The sequence below is a fragment of the Pedobacter hiemivivus genome (assembly GCF_004331685.1).
GTDB lineage: Bacteria > Bacteroidota > Bacteroidia > Sphingobacteriales > Sphingobacteriaceae > Pedobacter > Pedobacter hiemivivus.
In genome coordinates this window covers 1-21244 of record NZ_SJSM01000018.1, presented here as the reverse complement: position 1 = coordinate 21244, position 21244 = coordinate 1, and the positions used below count along the sequence as shown (strand labels likewise).

16 protein-coding genes are annotated in these 21244 nt (G+C 40.7%); 15 read left to right on the top strand and 1 reads right to left on the bottom strand.

The window, feature by feature from the left end:
* Nucleotides 1-466 precede the first annotated feature (466 nt).
* A complete protein-coding gene (locus EZ444_RS20775; protein WP_131611076.1) occupies nt 467-841 on the top strand; it encodes a hypothetical protein in 375 nt (124 codons plus the stop codon).
* Nucleotides 842-927: 86 nt separating this feature from the next.
* Here the strand turns inward: EZ444_RS20775 and EZ444_RS20770 are convergent, their stop codons facing one another.
* Nucleotides 928-1404, bottom strand: a complete 477-nt coding sequence (locus EZ444_RS20770; protein ID WP_131611075.1) for a hypothetical protein — start codon at nt 1402-1404, stop codon at nt 928-930.
* Between the two features lie 149 nt (nt 1405-1553).
* Here EZ444_RS20770 and EZ444_RS20765 point away from each other — a divergent pair, with 149 nt between their 5' ends.
* The 14 genes from EZ444_RS20765 to EZ444_RS20700 all read left to right on the top strand — a co-directional run.
* Entirely contained in the window at nt 1554-2585 is a 1032-nt protein-coding gene (locus EZ444_RS20765) for a N(4)-(beta-N-acetylglucosaminyl)-L-asparaginase (protein WP_131611074.1), read from the top strand.
* Nucleotides 2586-2602: 17 nt separating this feature from the next.
* The gene (locus EZ444_RS20760) at nt 2603-3385 is read left to right on the top strand and encodes a copper homeostasis protein CutC (protein ID WP_225874791.1); all 783 of its coding nucleotides are present in this window, start codon (nt 2603-2605) and stop codon (nt 3383-3385) included.
* A 628-nt stretch (nt 3386-4013) separates the two neighbouring features.
* Nucleotides 4014-5786 carry an AMP-dependent synthetase/ligase gene (locus tag EZ444_RS20755; RefSeq protein ID WP_131611127.1) on the top strand — a complete coding sequence of 591 codons (1773 nt, stop codon included), beginning with the start codon at nt 4014-4016 and terminating at the stop codon, nt 5784-5786.
* Nucleotides 5764-7479, top strand: coding sequence for a gamma-glutamyltransferase (ggt, locus tag EZ444_RS20750; RefSeq protein ID WP_131611073.1), 1716 nt, complete (start codon nt 5764-5766; stop codon nt 7477-7479). The genes EZ444_RS20755 and ggt overlap by 23 nt, the downstream gene beginning before the upstream one ends.
* Before the next feature lie 131 nt (nt 7480-7610).
* The gene (locus tag EZ444_RS20745; protein ID WP_131611072.1) at nt 7611-8930 is read left to right on the top strand and encodes a DUF6089 family protein; all 1320 of its coding nucleotides are present in this window, start codon (nt 7611-7613) and stop codon (nt 8928-8930) included.
* Between the two features lie 159 nt (nt 8931-9089).
* Nucleotides 9090-10094: a ligase-associated DNA damage response exonuclease gene (locus EZ444_RS20740; RefSeq protein WP_225874790.1), complete on the top strand. Its 1005-nt coding sequence runs from the start codon at nt 9090-9092 to the stop codon at nt 10092-10094.
* Nucleotides 10095-11699, top strand: coding sequence for an ATP-dependent DNA ligase (locus tag EZ444_RS20735; RefSeq protein WP_131611070.1), 1605 nt, complete (start codon nt 10095-10097; stop codon nt 11697-11699).
* Between the two features lie 35 nt (nt 11700-11734).
* A complete protein-coding gene (locus EZ444_RS20730; RefSeq protein WP_131611069.1) occupies nt 11735-14284 on the top strand; it encodes a ligase-associated DNA damage response DEXH box helicase in 2550 nt (849 codons plus the stop codon).
* A complete protein-coding gene (pdeM, locus tag EZ444_RS20725; RefSeq protein ID WP_131611068.1) occupies nt 14274-14912 on the top strand; it encodes a ligase-associated DNA damage response endonuclease PdeM in 639 nt (212 codons plus the stop codon). Before EZ444_RS20730 ends, pdeM begins: the two co-directional genes overlap by 11 nt.
* Before the next feature lie 151 nt (nt 14913-15063).
* The gene (locus tag EZ444_RS20720) at nt 15064-15522 is read left to right on the top strand and encodes a MarR family winged helix-turn-helix transcriptional regulator (RefSeq protein ID WP_131611067.1); all 459 of its coding nucleotides are present in this window, start codon (nt 15064-15066) and stop codon (nt 15520-15522) included.
* The gene (locus EZ444_RS20715; RefSeq protein WP_205945319.1) at nt 15503-17863 is read left to right on the top strand and encodes a 3-hydroxyacyl-CoA dehydrogenase/enoyl-CoA hydratase family protein; all 2361 of its coding nucleotides are present in this window, start codon (nt 15503-15505) and stop codon (nt 17861-17863) included. Before EZ444_RS20720 ends, EZ444_RS20715 begins: the two co-directional genes overlap by 20 nt.
* A gap of 23 nt (nt 17864-17886) precedes the next feature.
* Complete coding sequence (locus tag EZ444_RS20710) at nt 17887-19065, top strand: acetyl-CoA C-acyltransferase (RefSeq protein WP_131611065.1); 1179 nt, start codon at nt 17887-17889, stop codon at nt 19063-19065.
* 11 nt (nt 19066-19076) lie between these two features.
* Nucleotides 19077-20867 (top strand): acyl-CoA dehydrogenase family protein, encoded by a 1791-nt coding sequence (locus EZ444_RS20705; RefSeq protein WP_131611064.1) that lies wholly within the window; start codon nt 19077-19079, stop codon nt 20865-20867.
* 185 nt (nt 20868-21052) lie between these two features.
* Nucleotides 21053-21244, top strand: a 192-nt coding sequence (locus EZ444_RS20700) for a DUF4372 domain-containing protein (RefSeq protein WP_131609145.1), incomplete at its 3' end; no start/stop codon positions are given.

Below are 21244 nucleotides of genomic sequence, written 5' to 3'. Positions count from 1 at the left end.
TCTTCAAGAGCTGCATTGCTTCGCTGAAGAAGCGAAGAACGCTAGGCTCTTTCTGAGAAGGTAATTTTTTACCTTAGTAGGAGCTTAAAACAAGGGCCTGAATCATATATCATGATTCAGGCTTTTTTGTACGTTCGTCATCCTGAATTCGCCATGCCATTAGTCTATGCACTTTCAAGGGTAAAGTGTAGCGCAAGAAGGGCAATAATTACAGTTGTAAAGGCTGTTTGAAAAGTATTTTGCTTTTTTTGCATTTATGGTCATTAACGCTAGCAGCGATATTAGTGTAAAAGGCTGGTAAGCGTATGAACACAGGTGATTAAGGACGTCCGTTTAAAAATGAATATTTGAATACCGGCCTTTTTTAAAGGAGCGTTTAAAGGGGATTGGGGGCGGTTTGTCGAATTTGAGCTTTTCTACTTGGCATAGGTATTGTAATTATCCTGTTACATCAATTCATTATATCATGAAAAACATAGTAAAAATTCTTGGCGTATTCCTAATTGTAACAACGGTTATGATGTCTTGTAAAAAAGATACAGATCCTGCAACAAAGGATTTCTTTGTAGGTACTTATAAAGGTTCTATTTCTTATGATAAAGACGAAAGCACCATTACCAGCTCAGATGGAAAGGTTACCGTAAGTAAAGTTGGTGAGACTTATAATTTCTTTTTCGGCAATAACATTCCTGATATTACAGGTGTGAAGTTTGAAAAACAAGGAGACAATACTTATGTAAGTGTTGGAAGTGGTTTAACCGGTATTACCATTGATGCAAGCACGTTAAAAATGCTTGTTGTTAAAGGCGGAGCAACTTGGACAGCTGATTGTACAAGGTAGTATTTTGGATTTTCTAGATTTTTTTAATCAAAAAAGGCGGTAGGTTTTAAAACCTGCCGCCTTTTCTGGTATTATTTTAAGGTTGCTTAGAAAGCGAAACGAACGCCTAATCCTATATCACCACCCCAAAAACCAGTGTCTGGAGTTAATTGTAAAGCAGGAACCCAATCCAAAGATAAGTTGATAGGTGCATCTTTAAATTTATAATCTAAACCTAAAACACCGTTTGCAGATAAATAGAAGTCGCCATCACCATGTTTTACTTTGTAAGAACCGATGGTTGCACCACCACCATAGTACCAGTTTAATCCTGGAGCATTGCTGATTGGTTTGTAAACTTCATATAAACCAGTTAGGTTAGCATAAGAAGCACCGCTGTTGCTTCTAAAGTTTCCGATTAATTCTAACATAGCACCTTTATTTAGGGCAGTTTTAAAACTTACTCCATTAGCAGAACCAAAACGACCACCGATCGCGTTATTATAGCTCTGAGCTGAAGCTGTAGTTACGTTCAATGTAAAAAGTGCAGCAACGGCAAGGAAAGTAAAAATTAATTTTTTCATAATTGTTGTTTGTGTATTTTGTTATTAATTCGATTCGATCAGGGTTAGCAACTATTGTGCCGAAGTTAGTAAATATTTAGGTAAACTTTAATTCTGAAGCAAGATGTTAAACAAATGGATTATATTAGGGGTAACCATATTTTCTATACATGCATAACAGACGTAAATTTATTAAACTCTCCGCGTTCGGAATTCCCATGCTCTCCTCGTTTAGTTCATTATCGAGAGATTTTGCTACAGGTCTTGGGCAGGAGCAGGTACAGCCCATTGTTATTTCTACCTGGGATTTTGGAATTGCAGCTAACCAAGCTGCATGGAAGGTGTTATCGGCAGGAGGCAGGGCTTTGGATGCCGTAGAGAAAGGAGTACATGTGCCTGAGGCTGACCCTAAGAACCAGTCTGTAGGCTATGGCGGTTTGCCAGATAGAGATGGACATGTGACGCTTGATGCATGTATTATGGACGAATTCGGTAATTGTGGATCTGTAGCAGGATTAGAACACATCATGCATCCTATTTCCGTAGCCAGATTGGTGATGGAGAAGACGCCCCATGTGATGTTGGTGGGTGATGGTGCTTTACAATTTGCGCTGGAAAACGGGTTTAAAAAGGAGGATTTATTGACCAAAGAAAGTGAGAAAGCTTGGCGGGAGTGGCTGAAGACGGCGAAATATGAACCCATTATGAATATTGAGAACAAGCTATATGATAAAGCCGCACCGCGGAAATTGCCTGGGAATCAGTATAATCACGATACCATTGGGATGTTGGCCATAGATGCTAAAGGGAATTTATCCGGTGCATGTACCACCAGTGGAATGGCCTATAAATTGCATGGGAGAGTTGGTGACAGTCCGATTATTGGAGCCGGACTCTATGTAGACAATGAGATTGGTGGAGCAACTTCTACTGGGGTGGGCGAAGAGGTGATCCGCAATGTAGGCAGTTTCTTGGTAGTCGAGCTGATGCGCCAGGGCTACTCACCAGAAGATGCCTGTAAAGAAGCCGTGATGCGCATCATTAAAAAGAAGCCGGACATTGCCAAAAAGATACAAGTAGGCTTTTTGGCGCTCAATAAAAAAGGGGAGTATGGAGCGTATGCTATTCAGAAAGGGTTTAGCTATGCAGTTTGTACCGCTCAAAAAAGTGACCTGCTGATAGATGGGAAAAGTTATTATTAATACATAAAACAATAAGTATGGTTAAAGTTAAAGAACCTAAGTTTAATTCAGACGGCGCACCTTGGGTTGATATGGAAGTTTGTGCCAATTCATTGCGTTCTGCTTTGGTAGCGCAAGAAGGCGGTGCAATAAGAGTTGAGCTTTGTGACAATTTACATGAAGGTGGTACAACGCCTAGTTATGCGCAGATTGCAATGGCGAAGAAAATATTGGATATCGACGTTTTCCCAATCATCAGGCCTAGAGGGGGTGACTTTTTATATACCGACCTGGAGTTCGAACTGATGAAGGAGGACATTAAAATATGTAAGCAATTGAAATGTGAGGGTGTCGTGTTTGGTATCTTGAAAGCTGATGGAACTGTGGATGAGGAACGTTGTGCTGAGCTGATTGCATTAGCAGGCGATATGGAGGTCACCTTCCATAGGGCTTTTGATAGGACCAGGGATTTGTTTGAAGCAATGGAAACCATTATAAAATTGGGTTGCACCAGAATACTCACTTCTGGCGGCCATCCGAGAGTAGATGAGGGCGTATTTGATATCGAAGACCTGGTTATAGCAGCTAATGATAGAATTATCATTATGCCTGGTGGTGGCGTATCGATTGAAAATGTAGTGCGCTTGGTAAAGGCCACTAAAATGATAGAATTTCATGCTTCGGCAATGAGTACGGTGCCAACTGAGATGATGTATAAAAATTCTCATATGAGCGAAGGGAGTCGCAAGGATTTAGACTATCAGCTATCCGATATTGAGCTCATAAAGGAATTGATATATTGGGCAAATAACCCCATGTAGTTAAGATCTCTTAAAACATTTTACATTTAATTTCGTCATTATTTATATTTCTGTGCAAAACTCCGACAGTAGAGGTGATGATGCCTACAATCAAGAGTTATCGCAAAAAAGAGCATCAGTTAAATAGAAGAACTGAAGTTACAATTGTAAAACAGTAATTAAAACCATTTATTGTATAAGTTTTTAGCCCTTGGATTTTCATCCAAGGGCTTTTTCATTCTGTATGTTGGAAGGCATGTGTGTGTATAATGATTACTATGAATAGCGGATGACTAGGGGGTAAGTAGGGAATGAGTAGCGGGTTGCCATACCCTTCCTTTAGGGTTGGATTAGGGTTGCTATACCCTAGGGGTAACGCAAGGGTATAGCAAGGGTAAAGGAAGGGTAACGCAGGGGTAAAGCAACCCCCTACTTATCCGCTACTCATTCCCAACTTAACCCCTATTCATAGTGATGCCTGTCAAACTTCAGAAGGGTGCCTGATAATTCATTTTTATTGTAAACTCAGGCCAGGAATGCACACTAAATATTAATTATTTTTAGTTAAGTTTGAGAAGCAAGGGTTATGCAGATGAATTAATCGATGTATAATCATTTAACCAAATCTTTAATTAAAGCTGATCATATTATGGCTGCAATGGTAACAAGAGTATTTGATTTACTCCAATACAACTTAGAGAACTTTCCTAAAGAAGAATTTATTAGCGGTAAAATAAAGGGTGTATGGGTAAAATATAGCACTGAAAAGTTTTGCGAGACCGTTGATCTGTTGAGTAAAGGCTTGATCAGCATTGGCATTGGTAAAGCATCTCGTGTGGCCGTGATGTCGCACAATAGGCCAGAATGGAACATTACCGATTTTGCAATCAGTCAAATTGGGGCCTACCAGGTCCCCTTATATCCCACGCTAGCAGAACACGATATTAAGTTTATTCTGGAAAACGCTGAAGTTACCGTAGTTTTTGCTGCTGATGAAGCCATCTATAAAAAATTGCAAGCTGTAAATGGAGTGTTAAAGACTCCGGTTACGATTTACACGCTTGATGAAATAGCAGGAGCAGCGCATTGGACAGTGTTGTTAAAAGCTGGAGAAGAATTAACAGAGTTACATTTAGGTGCTTATAGAGACGATGTAAAACCGGAAGATATTTTAACCTTGATTTATACATCAGGAACAACAGGAACACCGAAAGGAGTGATGCTAACGCACAATAATCTGGTCCAGAACTTTGAAAATTCGGCGGTACTTTTACCCCCGGGGGTGGAAAAGGGATTGAGCTTTTTGCCGCTGTCGCATATTTTTGAGCGCATGGTCGTGTACCTGTACATGTATTCTGGTGTAGGTGTTTACTATGCGGAGAGCATGGAGACTATTGTTGCCGATATACAATTTGTAAAACCTAATTCTTTCTCTACCGTTCCGCGACTGCTGGAAAAGGTGTATGAGAAAATTATGGAAAAGGGTAAAGCGCTTACAGGAATTAAAAGAGGTATCTTTTTCTGGTCGGTAGCACTTGCCGAAAAATATGAAATTAAGAACAGCTGGTTCTATAATTTTAAGCTGGGGATTGCCCGTAAGCTGGTCTTTAAAAAATGGCAAGAGGCTCTGGGTGGAAACATTGTGGTGATCGTTTCTGGTGGGGCTGCTTTAAATCCTCGCCTTTGCCGTATTTTTTGGGCAGCAGGGATGCCTGTTTTTGAAGGTTATGGTTTAACTGAGACATCGCCCGTAATCACCGTTAACCATTTTGATAACACCATGTTTGGAACTGTTGGACCAGTGATTAAAGGGATGGAGATTAAAATTGCCGCGGATGGTGAGGTTTTAGCAAGAGGCCACTCTATTATGAAAGGTTACTATATGCGCGACGATCTGACCGCCGAAACGATAGATAGTGATGGCTGGTTCCATACCGGTGATATCGGCGAGATTGTAGGGGGGCGCTTTCTTAAAATTACAGACCGCAAAAAGGAAATATTTAAAACTGCGGGGGGTAAATATGTAGCGCCGCAAACTATAGAGAATAAATTTAAAGAAACTGTTCTGGTAGAACAGGTAATGGTGTTGGGCGAGAACCGTAAATTCCCGGCGGCGCTGATTGTGCCTAATTTTGTAGCGCTGAAAGCCTGGGCTGCTAAAAAAGGGATCAATTACAGTACTGATGAGGAAATGGCTAAAAATGCTCAGGTTTTAGAGAAGTTTAACCAGATCGTTGAGTTGACCGGCAAAGATTTCGGGAAGTGGGAGCAGGTAAAACGCTTTGCTTTGTTGCCTAAGCAATGGAGCATTGACGGTGGAGAGTTGACGCCAAAATTGAGCTTGAAAAGAAAAGTGATTCTAGAGAAGAATGCAGTCCTGATAGATAAAATCTATATAGATGCTGAAGATTTTAAAGGTTAATCATTTTTTCGCAGTAGCTACTGCATTGTTCATAACTGTAGCTTTTTCTGGCTGTGTAGGTGGTCAGCTTGGTCAGGATAACAGCAACGAATACCGGAATGGTATGGTGGTTTCCGCCAATGAATTGGCCTCTCGGGTCGGATTAAATATTTTAAAAAAAGGTGGTAATGCCATTGATGCAGCAGTTGCGGTACAGTTTGCTTTGGCAGTTGTATATCCCAACGCCGGAAATATAGGTGGTGGTGGCTTTATGGTTTATCGCGGAGCATCTGGAGAAACTAATTCACTTGATTTCCGTGAAACAGCGCCTGCAATAGCTTCCCGAGATATGTATCTGGATTCGGTAGGCAACCCTATTGTAGATAAAAGTCTGGAGGGACATTTGGCATCTGGTGTACCGGGGTCAGTTGCCGGAATGGTCGCTGCACATGAGAAATATGGAAAGTTGAAATGGGCTGATTTGATTGAGCCAGCCATTGCACTAGCTAAAAATGGATTTAAGGTGAGCGAGCAACAGGCAGGCGAGTTTAACAGGCGTAAGGAAAGGTTTGTAAAAAATAATCCTCAAGGTACAGCACTGGTTAAGGAGACCGACTGGTTGGAGGATGATGTTTTGCTGCAGCCAGAATTAGCAGCAACTTTAGAAAAGATAAGAGATAAAGGACAGGCCGGTTTTTATGAAGGACCGGTGGCTGATAGCTTATTGGCCGAAATGAGGCGTGGTGGGGGGATCATCAGTGCCGAGGATTTAAAAAACTATAAAGCCATATGGCGTAAGCCTATTGTTGGCAATTACAAAGAATATCGTATTGTGACTATGCCACCACCGTCAAGTGGTGGTATTGCTTTAATTCAATTGTTAAAATCTGTTGAACCTTATCCTTTGAAACGCTGGGGACTAAATTCGGATTCGACAGTACAACTTATGGTTGAGGCTGAGCGTAGGGTATATGCCGATAGGGCTGAGTATTTAGGAGATCCTGATTTTTACAAGGTTCCACAAGTGCAACTTTTAAATGATGCCTACATAAAAAGTAGAATGGCCAACTTTAATTGGGCTTATGCTACACCAAGTTCGGAAATTAAGGCGGGGGTATTAAAGGGAGCAGAGCATGAGGAAACTACACATTTCTCTATTGTAGATAGGGATGGAAATGCGGTTTCTGTAACCACCACTTTAAATGGATCCTACGGATCTTCTGTCGTGGTAAAGGGGGGAGGCTTTTTGTTGAACAATGAAATGGACGATTTCTCGGTAAAGCCGGGATCACCAAATATGTATGGTTTAGTGGGCGGAGAAGCAAATGCAATTGCGCCGGGTAAACGTATGTTGAGCTCTATGGCACCAACAATAGTGGAAAAGGACGGGAAGTTATTCATGATTGTAGGTACTCCGGGTGGTTCTACCATCATTACGTCGGTTTTTCAGACGATTGTTAATGTGATTGAATTTAATAAAAATATGCAGAGCGCGGTGAATGCGAAAAAGTTTCATCACCAATGGTTACCAGATACGCTTTATGTGGAGAAAGGGGCCTTAGATAGTATAACAACCCTGAAATTGATCAATAAAGGCTATCCAATTTTGGAGCGCGGAAGTATCGGGAGGGTAGATGCAATATTGAAAACCAAATGGGGTTATTATCAGGGGGGAGCAGATAAACGTGGTGACGATAAGGCGCTTGGCTGGTAATTCTGTATAGAATTATACACAGCAAATGGGGAGTATTGGGGTTTTATTAGTGGTTTTATAACTTGGCCTGACAATTGAATTGTTATTTTCAGGTTTAGAAATTCTACTAATTATTATTTAACCCTCCAATTATGAAACAAAATTTAATGAGATGTTTGCCATTAGCTTTCTCGGCGTTATTGCTTGGTAGTGCTGTTCAGGCGCAGGACAAAACGGCTAGTCAGCTTTCTACCTGGTCTATAGGTGTAAACGCAGGTGTGTTGTCGCCAATTTCTCCGCTTGGAGGTAAGAATGACTTTTCTAACTGGAAAAGTGATTTGGGTTATGGTTTGTACATTAAAAAACAACTTACTCCATATTTCTCGCTACGTTTAGACGGGGTTAGAGGTAAATTAAAAGGAGACAATTCGGAACCGTTTGATAGTGGTGTCGCGATTACTGGTCCGATTAGCGGTTTTGAAACTAGTCTTGAATATTCAGGTAGCTTAAATGCAGTTGTAAACTTGTTTAATATTAGCATGTTTAATAACAACAGTGCGGTGCAGTTATATGCTTCAGGTGGTGCTGGTTTAGCCGGTTATAAAGTGAAAACTTCTACCAACGGTGGTGGTTTAGCAGATTACGCAGGTGGTAAGACCATTAGCGAATTGATTATTCCAGTAGGATTGGGCGCTAAGTTTAAGGTGGCCGAAAAAGTTAACCTTGATTTAGGTTGGACTGTAAACTTTGTGGATGGCGATAACCTTGATGGTACTTATCGTGGTAGTAATGATAAATACAATTACGCATATGCAGGTTTAGAATTTTCTTTAGGTCAAGGAAAACAATTGGCATGGCATAACCCCGTAGCTTTAACTTATGATGAAGCATTAAAGGCTAAGCAAACCGCTGATGCACTGAAAGGTGATTTGGATGCCCAAAAAGCTGAAAATGCAAGGTTGAAAGCTGAAGTAGGAGCCTTGTCGACTGATAGTGACGGTGATGGTGTTTCAGATAAATTTGATAAATGCCCAGGTACACCTGCAGGAATTGTTGTAGACGGTTCTGGTTGTCCACTGAAAGTACCTGTTCCGGTGGTTCAGGAAAAAGTTATCATCACAGAGGCCGATCGTAAGGTAGTTGCTGATGCAATTAAAAACTTGGAATTTGATTTGGGTAAATCGACTATCCGTGCTAAATCACATGCAACATTAGATCGTGTTGCTGCACTTTTGGTGGAGAAAAACTTTAGCTTAAAATTAGCAGGACATACAGATAATACGGGTTCAGCAGCTTTAAATAAAAGGTTATCTAAAGATAGAGCCGAGGCTGTTAAAGGATATTTAGTAGCTAAAGGTGCTAATCCTTCCAGAATTGAAGCTACAGGTTATGGTCTGGAACAACCTATAGCAAGTAATAAAACCGCTGCTGGTCGTCAGAAAAATAGAAGGGTAGAATTTACTTTGTTCTAGTCTAAAGCGGTATTCAACTTTCAATGGCCTTCCTATTTATTTAGGAGGCCATTTTTTGCTTTGAGCGGTCCTTTACTTTGCACCAGTGTTCAAAGGTTTTCGGCATTTAGAAAAACATAAGTTTATTATTTTGGTTTATAAATAACCAAATGTATAGCATTGATCACATTTACAAATAAAGGTATTTACTGTAAGCAAGGCGATTTCTATATCGATCCATGGCGTCCGGTTAATTTAGCCGTTACCACCCATGGCCATGCCGATCATGTTAAATGGGGGAACAAGGCCTACCTTTGTCATGAATTGAGTAAACCAATCCTGCAACATAGATTAGGAGAGCTGAATATTCAAACCCTGCCTTATCATAAAGAAATTAATATCAATGGGGTTAAATTAAGTCTTTACCCTGCCGGACACGTTATAGGATCTGCCCAGATCCGACTGGAATACAAAGGAGAAATTTGTGTGATATCTGGCGATTACAAAGTTGAATACGATGGCGTAAGTACAGCTTTCGAACCTGTAAAATGCCATACTTTTGTATCTGAAAGCACATTTGGTCTTCCTATATATAAATGGCAACCGCAAGAAGATATTTTCAATCAAATCAGAAACTGGATTTCCAGTAACCGCGATAAAAATCAAACTACTGTTCTTGTGGCTTATAGTTTGGGCAAAGCACAGCGGTTGATGGCAGGCCTGGCTGGTTATGGAGATATATATGTCCATAGCTCAATAGCTAACTTAAACGATGTTTTTTCGAAAGCAGGCGTAATCCTACCATATACCATTCCAATTACCGCCGAAACCAGTAAGGAAATTCTACAAAAGGGAATTGTAATTGTTCCTCCTGTGATGGCCGAAGGCAAATGGATTAAGAGTTTAACTCATGCAGCAACAGGTATTTGTTCTGGATGGATGCAGGTTAGAGCGGGTAGGAGATGGCAGAGTGCAGATGCAGGATTTGCGCTAAGTGACCATGCCGACTGGCCAGGCTTATTGTCGGCAATTAAAGCTACAGGAGCCGAAAAGGTTTTTGTGACACATGGCTATAGTGCAATTTTTAGTAAATATTTAAATGAAATTGGGATTGAGGCCGAGGAAGTAAAAACACAATATGGAGACGAGGAAGAAGAAGAGAATATAGAGCTCAATAAAGATTAGATGAAACGGTTTAGCCAATTGATACAGCAACTGGAGATGAGCAATAAAACCAACGATAAAATGTTGGCCCTTGTTGATTATTTTAATGAGGCGGATGATATGGATAAGCCCTATGTAATTGCGATGTTTACAGGAAAGCGTCCCAAACGTCCAGTAAGCACGGCCTTAATTAGACAATGGGCCATAGAATTGTCTAATGTGCCAGAGTGGCTTTTTGCTGAATGTTATCACAATGTGGGCGACCTCAGTGAGACCATCGCACTTATATTGCCACCTGCATCATCAATCAGCAACCGTAAGTTGCATGAATGGGTTGATGATCTCGCTTTACTAAATGATAAGGACGAAGCTTTTAAAAAGCAATTCATTACAAAAGCATGGGACAGTCTGGAAACCTCAGAGCGTTTTATTTTCAATAAGCTGATTTCAGGTAATTTCAGAATAGGAGTATCCAATAAAATACTGGTAAATGCGCTCGCCAAACAAAGTGATACCGAAAGCAGCAAAATTATGCACAGTATTATGGGCAAATGGCTTCCTTCGGAAATCAATTACGGGGACTTAATAAAGGGCACACATGTGAATACCGATAATTCCTGGCCATATCCCTTTTGCCTCGCTTATGCGTTGGAAGTAGCACCTTCATCACTTGGAGAAACTCAGGAATGGCAAGCCGAATGGAAGTGGGACGGAATCAGAGGTCAGATCGTGAAACGTAACGGAGAGTTATTTATCTGGTCGAGAGGTGAAGAACTGGTTACCGAACAATTTCCTGAACTCCATTTTTTATTACAGGAATTAGAAGATGGGACTGTACTGGATGGGGAAATACTGTCTATAAAAGATGGAAAAGTGCAGGCATTTAGCATTTTGCAGCAACGATTGAACAGAAAAACCATTCATAAAAATCAGTTAAATGATGCCCCAATAGGCTTTTATACCTACGACCTGTTGGAATATAAAGGGCGTGATATGCGTGAAGAGCCCTTAAGTAATCGTAGACAATCGTTGGAGACAGTTATTTTGAATTTGAAAACTAATCAGGTTGTCATGTTGTCTCCAATAGTTCCATTTAACCAATGGGATGAACTGGCTAAACTAAGAGAGCGGTCCAGAGACCTCAATAGTGAGGGCATCATGCTAAAAAAGCTGGATTCATTATATCATTCCGGAAGAAAAAGAGGCGACTGGTGGAAATGGAAAATAAACCCTTATACTGTCGATACAGTAATGATCTATGCTCAAAAAGGTAGCGGTAGAAGGGCAAATTTTTATACCGATTATACCTTTGCAGTAAGAGATGGAGACCAACTGATCACTATAGCTAAGGCTTATTCTGGATTAACAGATAAAGAAATTAAAGAAGTAAATGCCTTCGTCCTAAAAAATGCCATTGAAAAATTTGGTCCGGTAAGAACCGTTAAACCTGAACTGGTATTTGAAATCGCCTTTGAGGGAATAGCAGAAAGCAAGCGACATAAAGCTGGTTTGGCATTGAGATTCCCAAGGATCGCAAGATGGAGAAAAGATAAAAATGCAGATGAGATTAATACATTAGATGATTTACGACAGCTGTTACAAGCTACTTTACTACCTCCGGTATAATGGTTTAAACCTAAAAAATCTGATATTTTACGAACATGCAGCTGGAAAAAAGCAAGGGATATAAGCAAGTTATTAAATGGCTGAAACAGGATAAGAAGAAACCATTTAAGTTTCAGACGGATGCCTGGCAATATTACGCCGAAGGATATTCCGGCCTTATAAATGCCCCCACAGGCTTTGGCAAAACTTTCTCTATTTTTCTGGCTGTAATAATTGACGAATTAAATACTGATCTACCAGCTCGGGCGAGCACGGCGGTTGTACAAAAAAAAGGGAAGCAAAAGAAATCAGGTTTAAAATTAATCTGGATTACCCCATTGCGTTCTCTTGCCAAAGATCTTGCCCGTGCAATGTCTGACGTTTGTGAACAGCTTGAACTAGACTGGCATATAGGTGTTAGGAATGGTGATACTCCCCAAAACGAAAAACTGAAGCAAAAAAAACAAATGCCGGAGGTACTCATCATTACTCCCGAAAGCATCCATCTTTTACTTGCTCAAAAAAGTACCTTCAACTATTTTGAACAGCTTCAATGTATTGTTGCTGATGAATGGCATGAATTGCTTGGCAGCAAACGAGGGGTAATGACGGAGCTCGCCATATCAAGAATCAGGGGACTGCTTATAGACCAACACCCTGAGCGCTTACTTAGAATATGGGGTATATCTGCAACAATAGGTAATATGGAACAGGCGATGGATGTGTTGGTGCCTTACGGTGATATTTTAAAAACTATCATTAAATCGGATATTGAAAAGAAAATAGAGATTCGTTCTATTTTTCCCGATCATATTGATATGTTGCCTTGGGCCGGACATTTGGGCCACAAACTGGCGCATAAGCTTTTACCAATCATTCATAAGAGTAAAACGACACTCATATTTACCAATACCCGGGGCCAGGCCGAATTATGGTATCAAACCTTATTGGCTCAGGATGAGGATCTGGCGGGGCTAATTGCTATTCACCACGGATCAATTGACTATGAATTGAGAAACTGGATTGAAGAGGCCATTCATACGGGGGTATTGAAAGCTGTAGTCTGCACTTCATCGTTAGATCTGGGGGTTGATTTTAAGCCTGTAGACACCGTTATACAAATCGGTTCGCCAAAAGGTGTGGCCCGTTTTTTACAACGCGCAGGTAGAAGTGGTCACTCTCCTTATGAAACTTCTAGAATATACTTTCTGCCTACTCACGCACTTGAACTGGTTGAAGCTGCAGCGATTAAAGAAGCCGCAAGAACCCAGGATATCGAAAGTAGGGAACCTGTAGTAATGTCTTTTGATACCTTAATTCAATATCTTGTTACCTTGGCTGTAGGTGACGGTTTTGATGAGGAAAAGATATTTTTTGAAATCAAACAAACGCACGCATTTAGAGAATTATTACCACAGGAATGGAAATGGATCATGCAATTTATCAGTACTGGGGGGGATAGTTTAACGGCTTACAATGAGTTCAAAAAAGTAAATAAAGACGAGGATGGTATTTGGAGAGTGAAAAGCCGGCAGATTGCAATGCGTCATCGGCTCCATATTGGAACTATAGTGAGTGATGCAATGCTAAAAGTCAAATACTTGACTGGCGGTTATGTTGGTATGATTGAGGAATCTTTTATCTCAAGAATGAAGCCGGGAAGTAGTTTTACACTAGCCGGCAGAGTATTGGAATTTATAATGGTAAAAGAAATGATGGTGCTGGTTCGAAAAAGTAAACTGAAACAAGCCATCAGTCCAAGTTGGATGGGCGGTCGCATATCTCTAACTGCTAATCTGGGTAGTATACTCAGGAAAAAATATAATGAAACATTAAACGAGGTTCATGGTGAAGAGGAACTGGATTTTATTTTGCCCTTGTTTGAACGCCAGGCGAAGGTTTCTCATGTACCTAAAAGTAATGAGTTTCTCATTGAATTAATTAATACAAGGGATGGCTATCATTTTTTTGCCTATCCCTTTGAAGGTCGACAGGTACATGAAATTATGGCTGCATTAATTGCCTACAGATTAGGGCGGATTAAGCCCATTACCTTCTCTATCGCCATGAACGACTATGGTTTTGAGCTGTTAAGTGAGCAGCCTATACCCCTGGATGAAGCTGATGTAAAAACACTCTTTAGTCCTGTGAACCTAAGCGAAGATATTGTTGCGAGTATTAATGCAACAGAAATGGCAAGGCGAAAATTTAGAGATATAGCCTGCATTTCAGGACTCGTATTCCAGGGTTATCCAGGTAAATATATCGCGAACAAACATCTACAATCTTCTGCAGGTTTATTTTTCAATGTTTTTAGTGATTATGATAAACACAATTTGTTGTTGCGGCAAGCTTATGATGAAGCGTTTTATCAGCAGATTGAGGAGCCACGGCTTGCGGCTGCCTTGAGACGTATTCAGGATAGCAAAATAATTATTATTAAAACAGATCGTTATACTCCTTTATGTTTCCCGATTAAGGTAGACAGCTTAAGGGATAATATGAGTTCTGAAGAGTTAAGTCAGCGTATTGAAAGAATGACCGCAGAATCAGAAAAAATAGCAGGGACAAAAAAGAAAAATAATCGAAGGAAAAATGACCATTGATTGTAAAGGAGAACAATTTATACTCAGCAAGGAAAGGGCAATCTTTTGGCTGGCAAAAAAAATGCTCATCATTAGTGACCTGCATATTGGAAAATCTGCACATTTTAGAAGATCGGGCATTCAGGTACCTGATACCGTAGGACTAACCGATCTTCATCGTTTAACTTCTTTGATGAAAGAATTTGAACCTGAGACCTTGCTGGTAACAGGCGACATGTTTCATAATAATCTCAATAGTGATGCAAATGCTTTTGAGGATTGGAGAAGACATTATGCCCATTTAAAAGTAGTGCTGATTAAAGGTAATCATGATGCCTTGAAAAACGAAGATTACGAGGCCTTAAATATAGAAGTACATCCTAAAGAATTACTTTGTGCACCTTTCCGGTTTATACACGACGAACCCGTAGAAAGGGATGAATATTACAATATTTGTGGTCACATTCATCCTGGTATCGTATTGTATGGAAAGGCAAGACAACAGTTAAAGTTTCCATGCTTCTATTTTGGACAGCATTGTGCAATTTTACCTGCCTTTAGTGTTTTTACTGGATTAAAAATATTAAAACAACAAGAAGGTGATCGATTTTACGCCCTTACGCTCCATAAAGTAATTAAAGTGCTTTAAAATATTTTGTAAAATTACCATAAATCTAACTGTCATGATGAGGTTTAAAGTTGTTTTTTTTAAAACTTTGAGTTTCTCGAAAAATCTTAAATAATTGTATTTGCATTATAGATTTTAATTCAATAGCTTTGTTATGCAAGCATAGTATTTAATGAAACAGCAGGAAACAATTGATTATTTTTTAAAAGTGGTTTGGCAGAATGTATCTAATGCATACAATCAGATTGCCTCGGGTTTTGGTATTACACAAGCCATCGGCTATGTACTCATCAATATTGATAAAGAAGGAACTGCGGTTTCTCAGCTTGCGGGCTTGCTGGGTGTAAAGGCCACCAGCTTGTCGAGAATGCTAAACAATATGGAAGAATTGGGGTTAATATACAGAGAAACTTCGGCTGGCGATAAGCGTTCGGTAAAAGTTTTCCTGACCGACTATGGTTACGAAAAGCGCAAAATGGCTAAAGGTGTAGTGATTGATTTTAATGAATACCTGGCAAAAAACCTGACTGTAGCTGAAAAGAGTAACCTTTTAGTAACCTTACAGAAATTGAACAAACTTACATTGGCATATAAAATTCCGGTAGAAGATGATGAACAAAAAAATAAATAGAGTAGCGGTACTGGGCTCTGGTATTATGGGTTCCCGTATTGCTTGTCACTTTGCAAACATTGGGGTAGAAGTACTTTTGCTGGATATTGCAGCGAAAGAAGGCGATAAAAACAACATCGTAAACACTGCTTTACAAAATGCTGTTAAAACCAATCCTTCTCCGGTATATTCTAAAAAAGTTCTGAATAAGATTGTAACTGGGAATTTTGAAGATGATATGTCTAAAATTGCCAGCTACGACTGGATCATTGAGGTGGTTGTTGAAAACCTGGACATCAAGAAAAAAGTTTTTGAACAGGTAGAGCAGTTTCGCAAGCCAGGAACATTGGTGACTTCAAATACTTCGGGTATTCCAATTCATTTGATGGCCGAAGGACGTTCTGAAGATTTTAAAGCGAATTTCTGTGGAACACACTTTTTTAATCCGCCTCGTTATTTGAGGTTGCTAGAAATTATACCTACACCGCATACTAAACCCGAACTGGTAGATTTTTTAATGCATTATGGGGATAAATTTTTAGGTAAAACAACGGTTTTATGTAAAGATACACCTGCATTTATTGCCAATAGGGTTGGGGTATATTCCATCATGGCTTTGCTGCATTTGGTAGAGAAAATGGAGCTGACGGTGGAAGAGGTAGATAAATTTACTGGACCTGCTTTAGGTAGACCTAAATCGGCAACTTTCCGGACTACAGATGTGGTAGGTTTGGATACCATGATTAAGGTGTCGAAAGGACTGTATGACAATTGTCCGGATGATAAAGCACATGATCTGTTTAAACTTCCTGCTTACGTAGAGAAGATGGAAGCGAACAAATGGTTGGGTGATAAAACTGGACAAGGTTTTTATAAAAAAACAAAATCTGCTGAAGGCAAAACCGAAATATTAGCCTTGGATTTAAAGACGCTGGAATACCGTCCGCAGGAAAAAGTTAAGTCAGCTACGTTGGATTTGACTAAGCCCATCGAAAATGTGCGCGACAGGATGAAAGTGTTTGCCGCTGGGAAAGATAAAGCTGGAGAGTTATTCAGGGCTTCTTTCTTTGGTTTGTTCGAATATGTGTCAGACCGGATTCCAGAAATCTCTGATGAGTTGTATAGAATTGATGATGCCATGCGTGCCGGTTTTGGGTGGGACTTAGGTCCATTTGAAGTTTGGGATGCTGTTGGTGTTGCCGAAGCTATCGAGGGCATGAAAAAATATGGACATGAGGCTGCGGCCTGGGTTCATGAAATGCTTGCTGCCGGAAATACCTCGTTTTACAAGGTAGAGGATGGAGTTAGGAAGTATTATGATATTCCTTCTAAAAGCTATAAAGCGGTACCTGGTGCCGAAGAGTTTATTATTCTTGACAACTTAAGAGCCAATAAGGTGATCTGGAAAAATTCTGGAGCTTCTATTATTGATTTGGGTGATGGTATCCTTAATGTGGAGTTCCACTCTAAAATGAATACCATTGGCGGTGATACTTTACAGGCTATCAACAAAGCCATTGATATGGCGGAAAAAGATTATAGAGGGGTAGTGATTGGTAATGACGGGGCAAATTTCTCGGCAGGTGCCAATGTGGGAATGATCTTTATGATGGCGGTTGAGCAGGAATGGGAAGAGCTGAACCTTGCGATTAGGATGTTCCAGAATACTTCTATGCGGATCAGATATTCGTCTATTCCGGTAGTGGTAGCGCCGCATAATTTAACATTGGGCGGTGGCTGTGAGTTTAGCTTACATGCCGATCATGTGCAGTTGAATGCGGAAACTTATATGGGATTGGTGGAGTTTGGTGTAGGCGTAATCCCTGGCGGTGGCGGAACAAAGGAATTCGCCCTGCGTGCATCTGATGAATATCGTGATGATCAGATTGTGCAAAATGCATTGAAAGATCGTTTCCTGACGATTGGTATGGCTAAAGTTTCGACTTCGGCTGTGGAGGCTTTTGAGTTGGGATATCTGCAAAAAGACAAATATTCAATTAGTATGAACCGGAGCAGGCTGATTGCCGATGCGAAGGCTAAGGCGATTGAGTTGGCCGATGCCGGATATACGCAACCGGTAAGGCGCAAAGACATTAGGGTTTTAGGTAAACAGGGCTTAGGTATTGTTTACGCTGGTGCCAATACCATGTATTCGGGTCATTACATTTCTGAACATGATAAAAAGATTTCTGAGAAATTGGGTTGGGTAATGTGCGGAGGTGATCTTTCATCGCCAACAGAAGTAACAGAGCAGTATTTGCTGGATCTGGAAAGAGAAGTTTTCTTGTCACTTTGTGGGGAGCGGAAGACTTTAGAGCGGATACAGAGTATTGTAACCAAGGGTAAACCATTAAGAAACTAATTAGCTTAATAAAAAGATAAGACATGCAAGAAGCATATATTATAGCAGGATATCGTACCGCAGTTGGCAAGGCCCCTCGTGGTGTATTTCGTTTTACAAGAGCTGATGATTTGGCTGCAGAAGTAATAAGAGCACTGGTAGCTTCGGTACCTAATCTGGATAAGGAACAAATTGATGATGTAATTGTTGGGAATGCGACGCCTGAGGCTGAGCAGGGGTTGAATATTGCCCGTATGATCTCGTTAATGGGATTGGATACAGATAAAGTGCCGGGTGTTACGGTAAACAGGTATTGTGCATCAGGACTGGAAACCATTGCTACGGCGGTTGCCAAGATTAAAAGTGGTATGGCCGATTGTATCATCGCCGGTGGTGTTGAGGTGATGTCGGGCATGCCTTTTGGCGGATGGAAGATTGTGCCGAATGCGGATGTAGCAAAAACAAACCCGGATTGGTACTGGGGAATGGGCTTGACTGCTGAAGCGGTGGCAAAGGAGTATAATGTGAACAGGGAAGACCAGGATTTATTTTCTTATCAGTCGCACCAAAAAGCCGTTGAGGCGATTAAAAATGGTCATTTAAAAGATGGGGTATTGCCGATTACGGTGAATGAAAACTACCTGGATGCGGATATGAAAAAGAAAACCCGCAGTTATGTAGTGGATACTGATGAGGGACCGCGTGCAGATACTTCGGTAGAGAAATTGGCCAAATTGAAACCTGTTTTTGCTGCAGATGGCTGTGTTACCGCGGGTAATTCTTCGCAGACTTCGGATGGCGCTGCCTTTGTACTGGTGGTGTCCGAAAAGAAAATGAAAGAACTGGGTGTTGATCCTATTGCGCGGTTGGTGAGTTATGGAATTGCGGGGGTGCCACCACGGATTATGGGAATCGGGCCAATATATGCGATTCCTAAGGCGTTGAAACAGGCGGGGATGACACTAGATCAGATGGATTTGATTGAGCTAAATGAGGCCTTTGCTTCTCAATCGCTTGCTATTGTAAGGGATTTACATATCAATCCAGACATTTTAAATGTAAATGGTGGCGCTATTGCTTTAGGTCATCCACTGGGATGTACCGGTGCAAAGTTATCAGTACAAATATTTAATGAATTAAAAAGAAGGAAACAGAAATACGGGATGGTGACGATGTGCGTAGGTACAGGACAAGGTGCAGCCGGTATTTTTGAAATGCTTTAATATTATAAAACATGGAAGCTACAGACAAGAAAACAATTAAAGGTGGCGAGTTTTTGATCACAGAAACCACTTATCAGGAGGTATTTATTCCTGAAGAATTTGATGAAGAGCAAAAGATGATTGCACAGACCTGCCGTGATTTTTTGGCAGCGGAAGTGTTTCCTAATCTTGATCGCATCGATGCGCAGGAAGAAGGATTAATGCCTTCGTTGATGGATAAAGCAGGTGAACTGGGGATTTTAGGTGTTTCGATACCTGAGGTATATGGTGGCTTTGGGAAAGACTTTAATACTTCTATGCTGGTCGCTGATGTGGTTGGTGCCGGGCATTCTTTTGCTGTAGCACTATCGGCACATACTGGAATTGGTACTTTGCCTATTCTGTATTACGGAACGGATGAACAGAAAAATAAATATATTCCTAAGCTGGCAACGGGTGAGTGGAAAGCAGCTTATTGCTTGACTGAACCTAATTCGGGTTCGGATGCCAATTCGGGTAAAACCAAAGCTAAGTTGTCTGCAGATGGGAAACATTATTTGATCAATGGTCAGAAAATGTGGATCACCAATGGTGGCTTTGCTGATATTTTTATTGTGTTTGCAAAGATTGATGATGATGCGAATTTAACTGCTTTTATTGTGGAGCGTGAGTTTGGTGGCATCACCATGAATCCGGAAGAGCATAAAATGGGAATTAAAGGTTCATCAACCAGACAGGTGTTTTTTAACGATTGTCCCGTACCGGTTGAAAACATGCTTTCTGAGCGTCAGAATGGATTTAAGATTGCGGTTAATATTTTAAATATAGGTCGAATTAAATTGGCTGCAGCTGCAATTGGCGCTTCGAAAGCGGTGATTGATACGGCTGTGAATTACTCAAATGAGCGTATTCAGTTTGATCGTCAGATTTCTAAGTATGGAGCGATCAGGTATAAACTAGCCGAAATGGCAACTAAAGTTTATGCTGTTGAATCTGCAAATTATCGTGCAGGTCAGAATATTGACGATGCCTATGAAACCTTAGTTGCTGGCGGTATGGATGCGGGTAAAGCGAAGTTGAAATCTACAGAGCAGTTTGCTGTCGAATGTGCGATATTGAAGGTTTGGGGTTCTGAGGTTTTGGATTATGTAGTGGATGAAGGTGTGCAGATTTATGGTGGTATGGGCTTTTCGGCCGAGGCACCAATGGATCGGGCATATCGTGATGCAAGGATCAACCGGATATTTGAAGGTACAAACGAGATCAACAGGTTGTTGACTGTGGATATGATGTTGAAACGGGCAATGAAAGGGGAGTTGGATTTGATGACACCTGCCACTGCTGTTGCTGCCGAACTGATGTCGATCCCTGATTTTGGAGAAGAAGACGATACACTTTTTGCTGCGGAGAAGAAGATCATTAAGAATCTGAAAAAAGCGACATTAATGGTTGCTGGTGCTGCTGTGCAGAAACTGATGATGAGCTTGTCTAAAGAGCAGGAGATATTGATGAATATTGCAGATATGGCCAGTTATGTATATGTGGCGGAGTCGGCGATGTTGCGGACAGAGAAACTGGTAAGCTTACGCGGAGAGGCGGCTTGCGAAGGCCAGCTGAACATGATGCGTATTTATTTTGTTGAAGCGGTTGATGCAATTCAGAAAGCGGGTAAAGAGGCTTTATGGGCTTTTGCAGAGGGGGATGAGCAGCGAATGATGATGGTGGGACTGAGAAGGTTCACTAAAATGGAGGCTTTTAATGTTAAAGATGCACGTCAAAAAGTGGCACAGCAATTGATCGCTGCTAATAAGTATTGTTATTAAAAATAAAGAAACGATTCATAATTAAAACTGGAAGGCCCGTAATCTGATTGCGGGCTTTTTTTGTGGTACGCTTGTATGGTCGTCATCCTGAATTTATTTCACTGTTGTCCGGATAAAATTTTGGGCTAGCTGTTAAGCTAGCCCATTGTTGATATATTTGAGTTACCACACTTAAAAACATCAACATGAGCAAAAGTATATTTTTTACCGGACAGCCCATACTAAATCAACTGTTAAATTTGCTGGATCGGGGCAAGATTAAATCCATTGCCCGTGCCGGTAAACACGATCACTACTATAAGCATTTTGACACTTATACCCATTTAATAACGATGCTATACTGCGCATTGAACAAATGCACAAGTAGCCGTGAAGTT

Bases quoted from the DNA above. Each gene is read 5' to 3' on its own strand.
- EZ444_RS20710 (WP_131611065.1), top strand. From the start codon at position 17,887: ATGCAAGAAGCATATATTATAGCAGGATATCGTACCGCAGTTGGCAAG.
- EZ444_RS20715 (WP_205945319.1), top strand. From the start codon at position 15,503: ATGAACAAAAAAATAAATAGAGTAGCGGTACTGGGCTCTGGTATTATG.
- EZ444_RS20705 (WP_131611064.1), top strand. From the start codon at position 19,077: ATGGAAGCTACAGACAAGAAAACAATTAAAGGTGGCGAGTTTTTGATC.
- EZ444_RS20770 (WP_131611075.1), bottom strand. From the start codon at position 1,404: ATGAAAAAATTAATTTTTACTTTCCTTGCCGTTGCTGCACTTTTTACA.
- EZ444_RS20735 (WP_131611070.1), top strand. From the start codon at position 10,095: ATGAAACGGTTTAGCCAATTGATACAGCAACTGGAGATGAGCAATAAA.
- EZ444_RS20775 (WP_131611076.1), top strand. From the start codon at position 467: ATGAAAAACATAGTAAAAATTCTTGGCGTATTCCTAATTGTAACAACG.
- EZ444_RS20760 (WP_225874791.1), top strand. From the start codon at position 2,603: ATGGTTAAAGTTAAAGAACCTAAGTTTAATTCAGACGGCGCACCTTGG.
- EZ444_RS20720 (WP_131611067.1), top strand. From the start codon at position 15,064: ATGAAACAGCAGGAAACAATTGATTATTTTTTAAAAGTGGTTTGGCAG.
- ggt (WP_131611073.1), top strand. From the start codon at position 5,764: ATGCTGAAGATTTTAAAGGTTAATCATTTTTTCGCAGTAGCTACTGCA.
- EZ444_RS20745 (WP_131611072.1), top strand. From the start codon at position 7,611: ATGAAACAAAATTTAATGAGATGTTTGCCATTAGCTTTCTCGGCGTTA.
- EZ444_RS20755 (WP_131611127.1), top strand. From the start codon at position 4,014: ATGGCTGCAATGGTAACAAGAGTATTTGATTTACTCCAATACAACTTA.
- EZ444_RS20765 (WP_131611074.1), top strand. From the start codon at position 1,554: ATGCATAACAGACGTAAATTTATTAAACTCTCCGCGTTCGGAATTCCC.
- pdeM (WP_131611068.1), top strand. From the start codon at position 14,274: ATGACCATTGATTGTAAAGGAGAACAATTTATACTCAGCAAGGAAAGG.
- EZ444_RS20730 (WP_131611069.1), top strand. From the start codon at position 11,735: ATGCAGCTGGAAAAAAGCAAGGGATATAAGCAAGTTATTAAATGGCTG.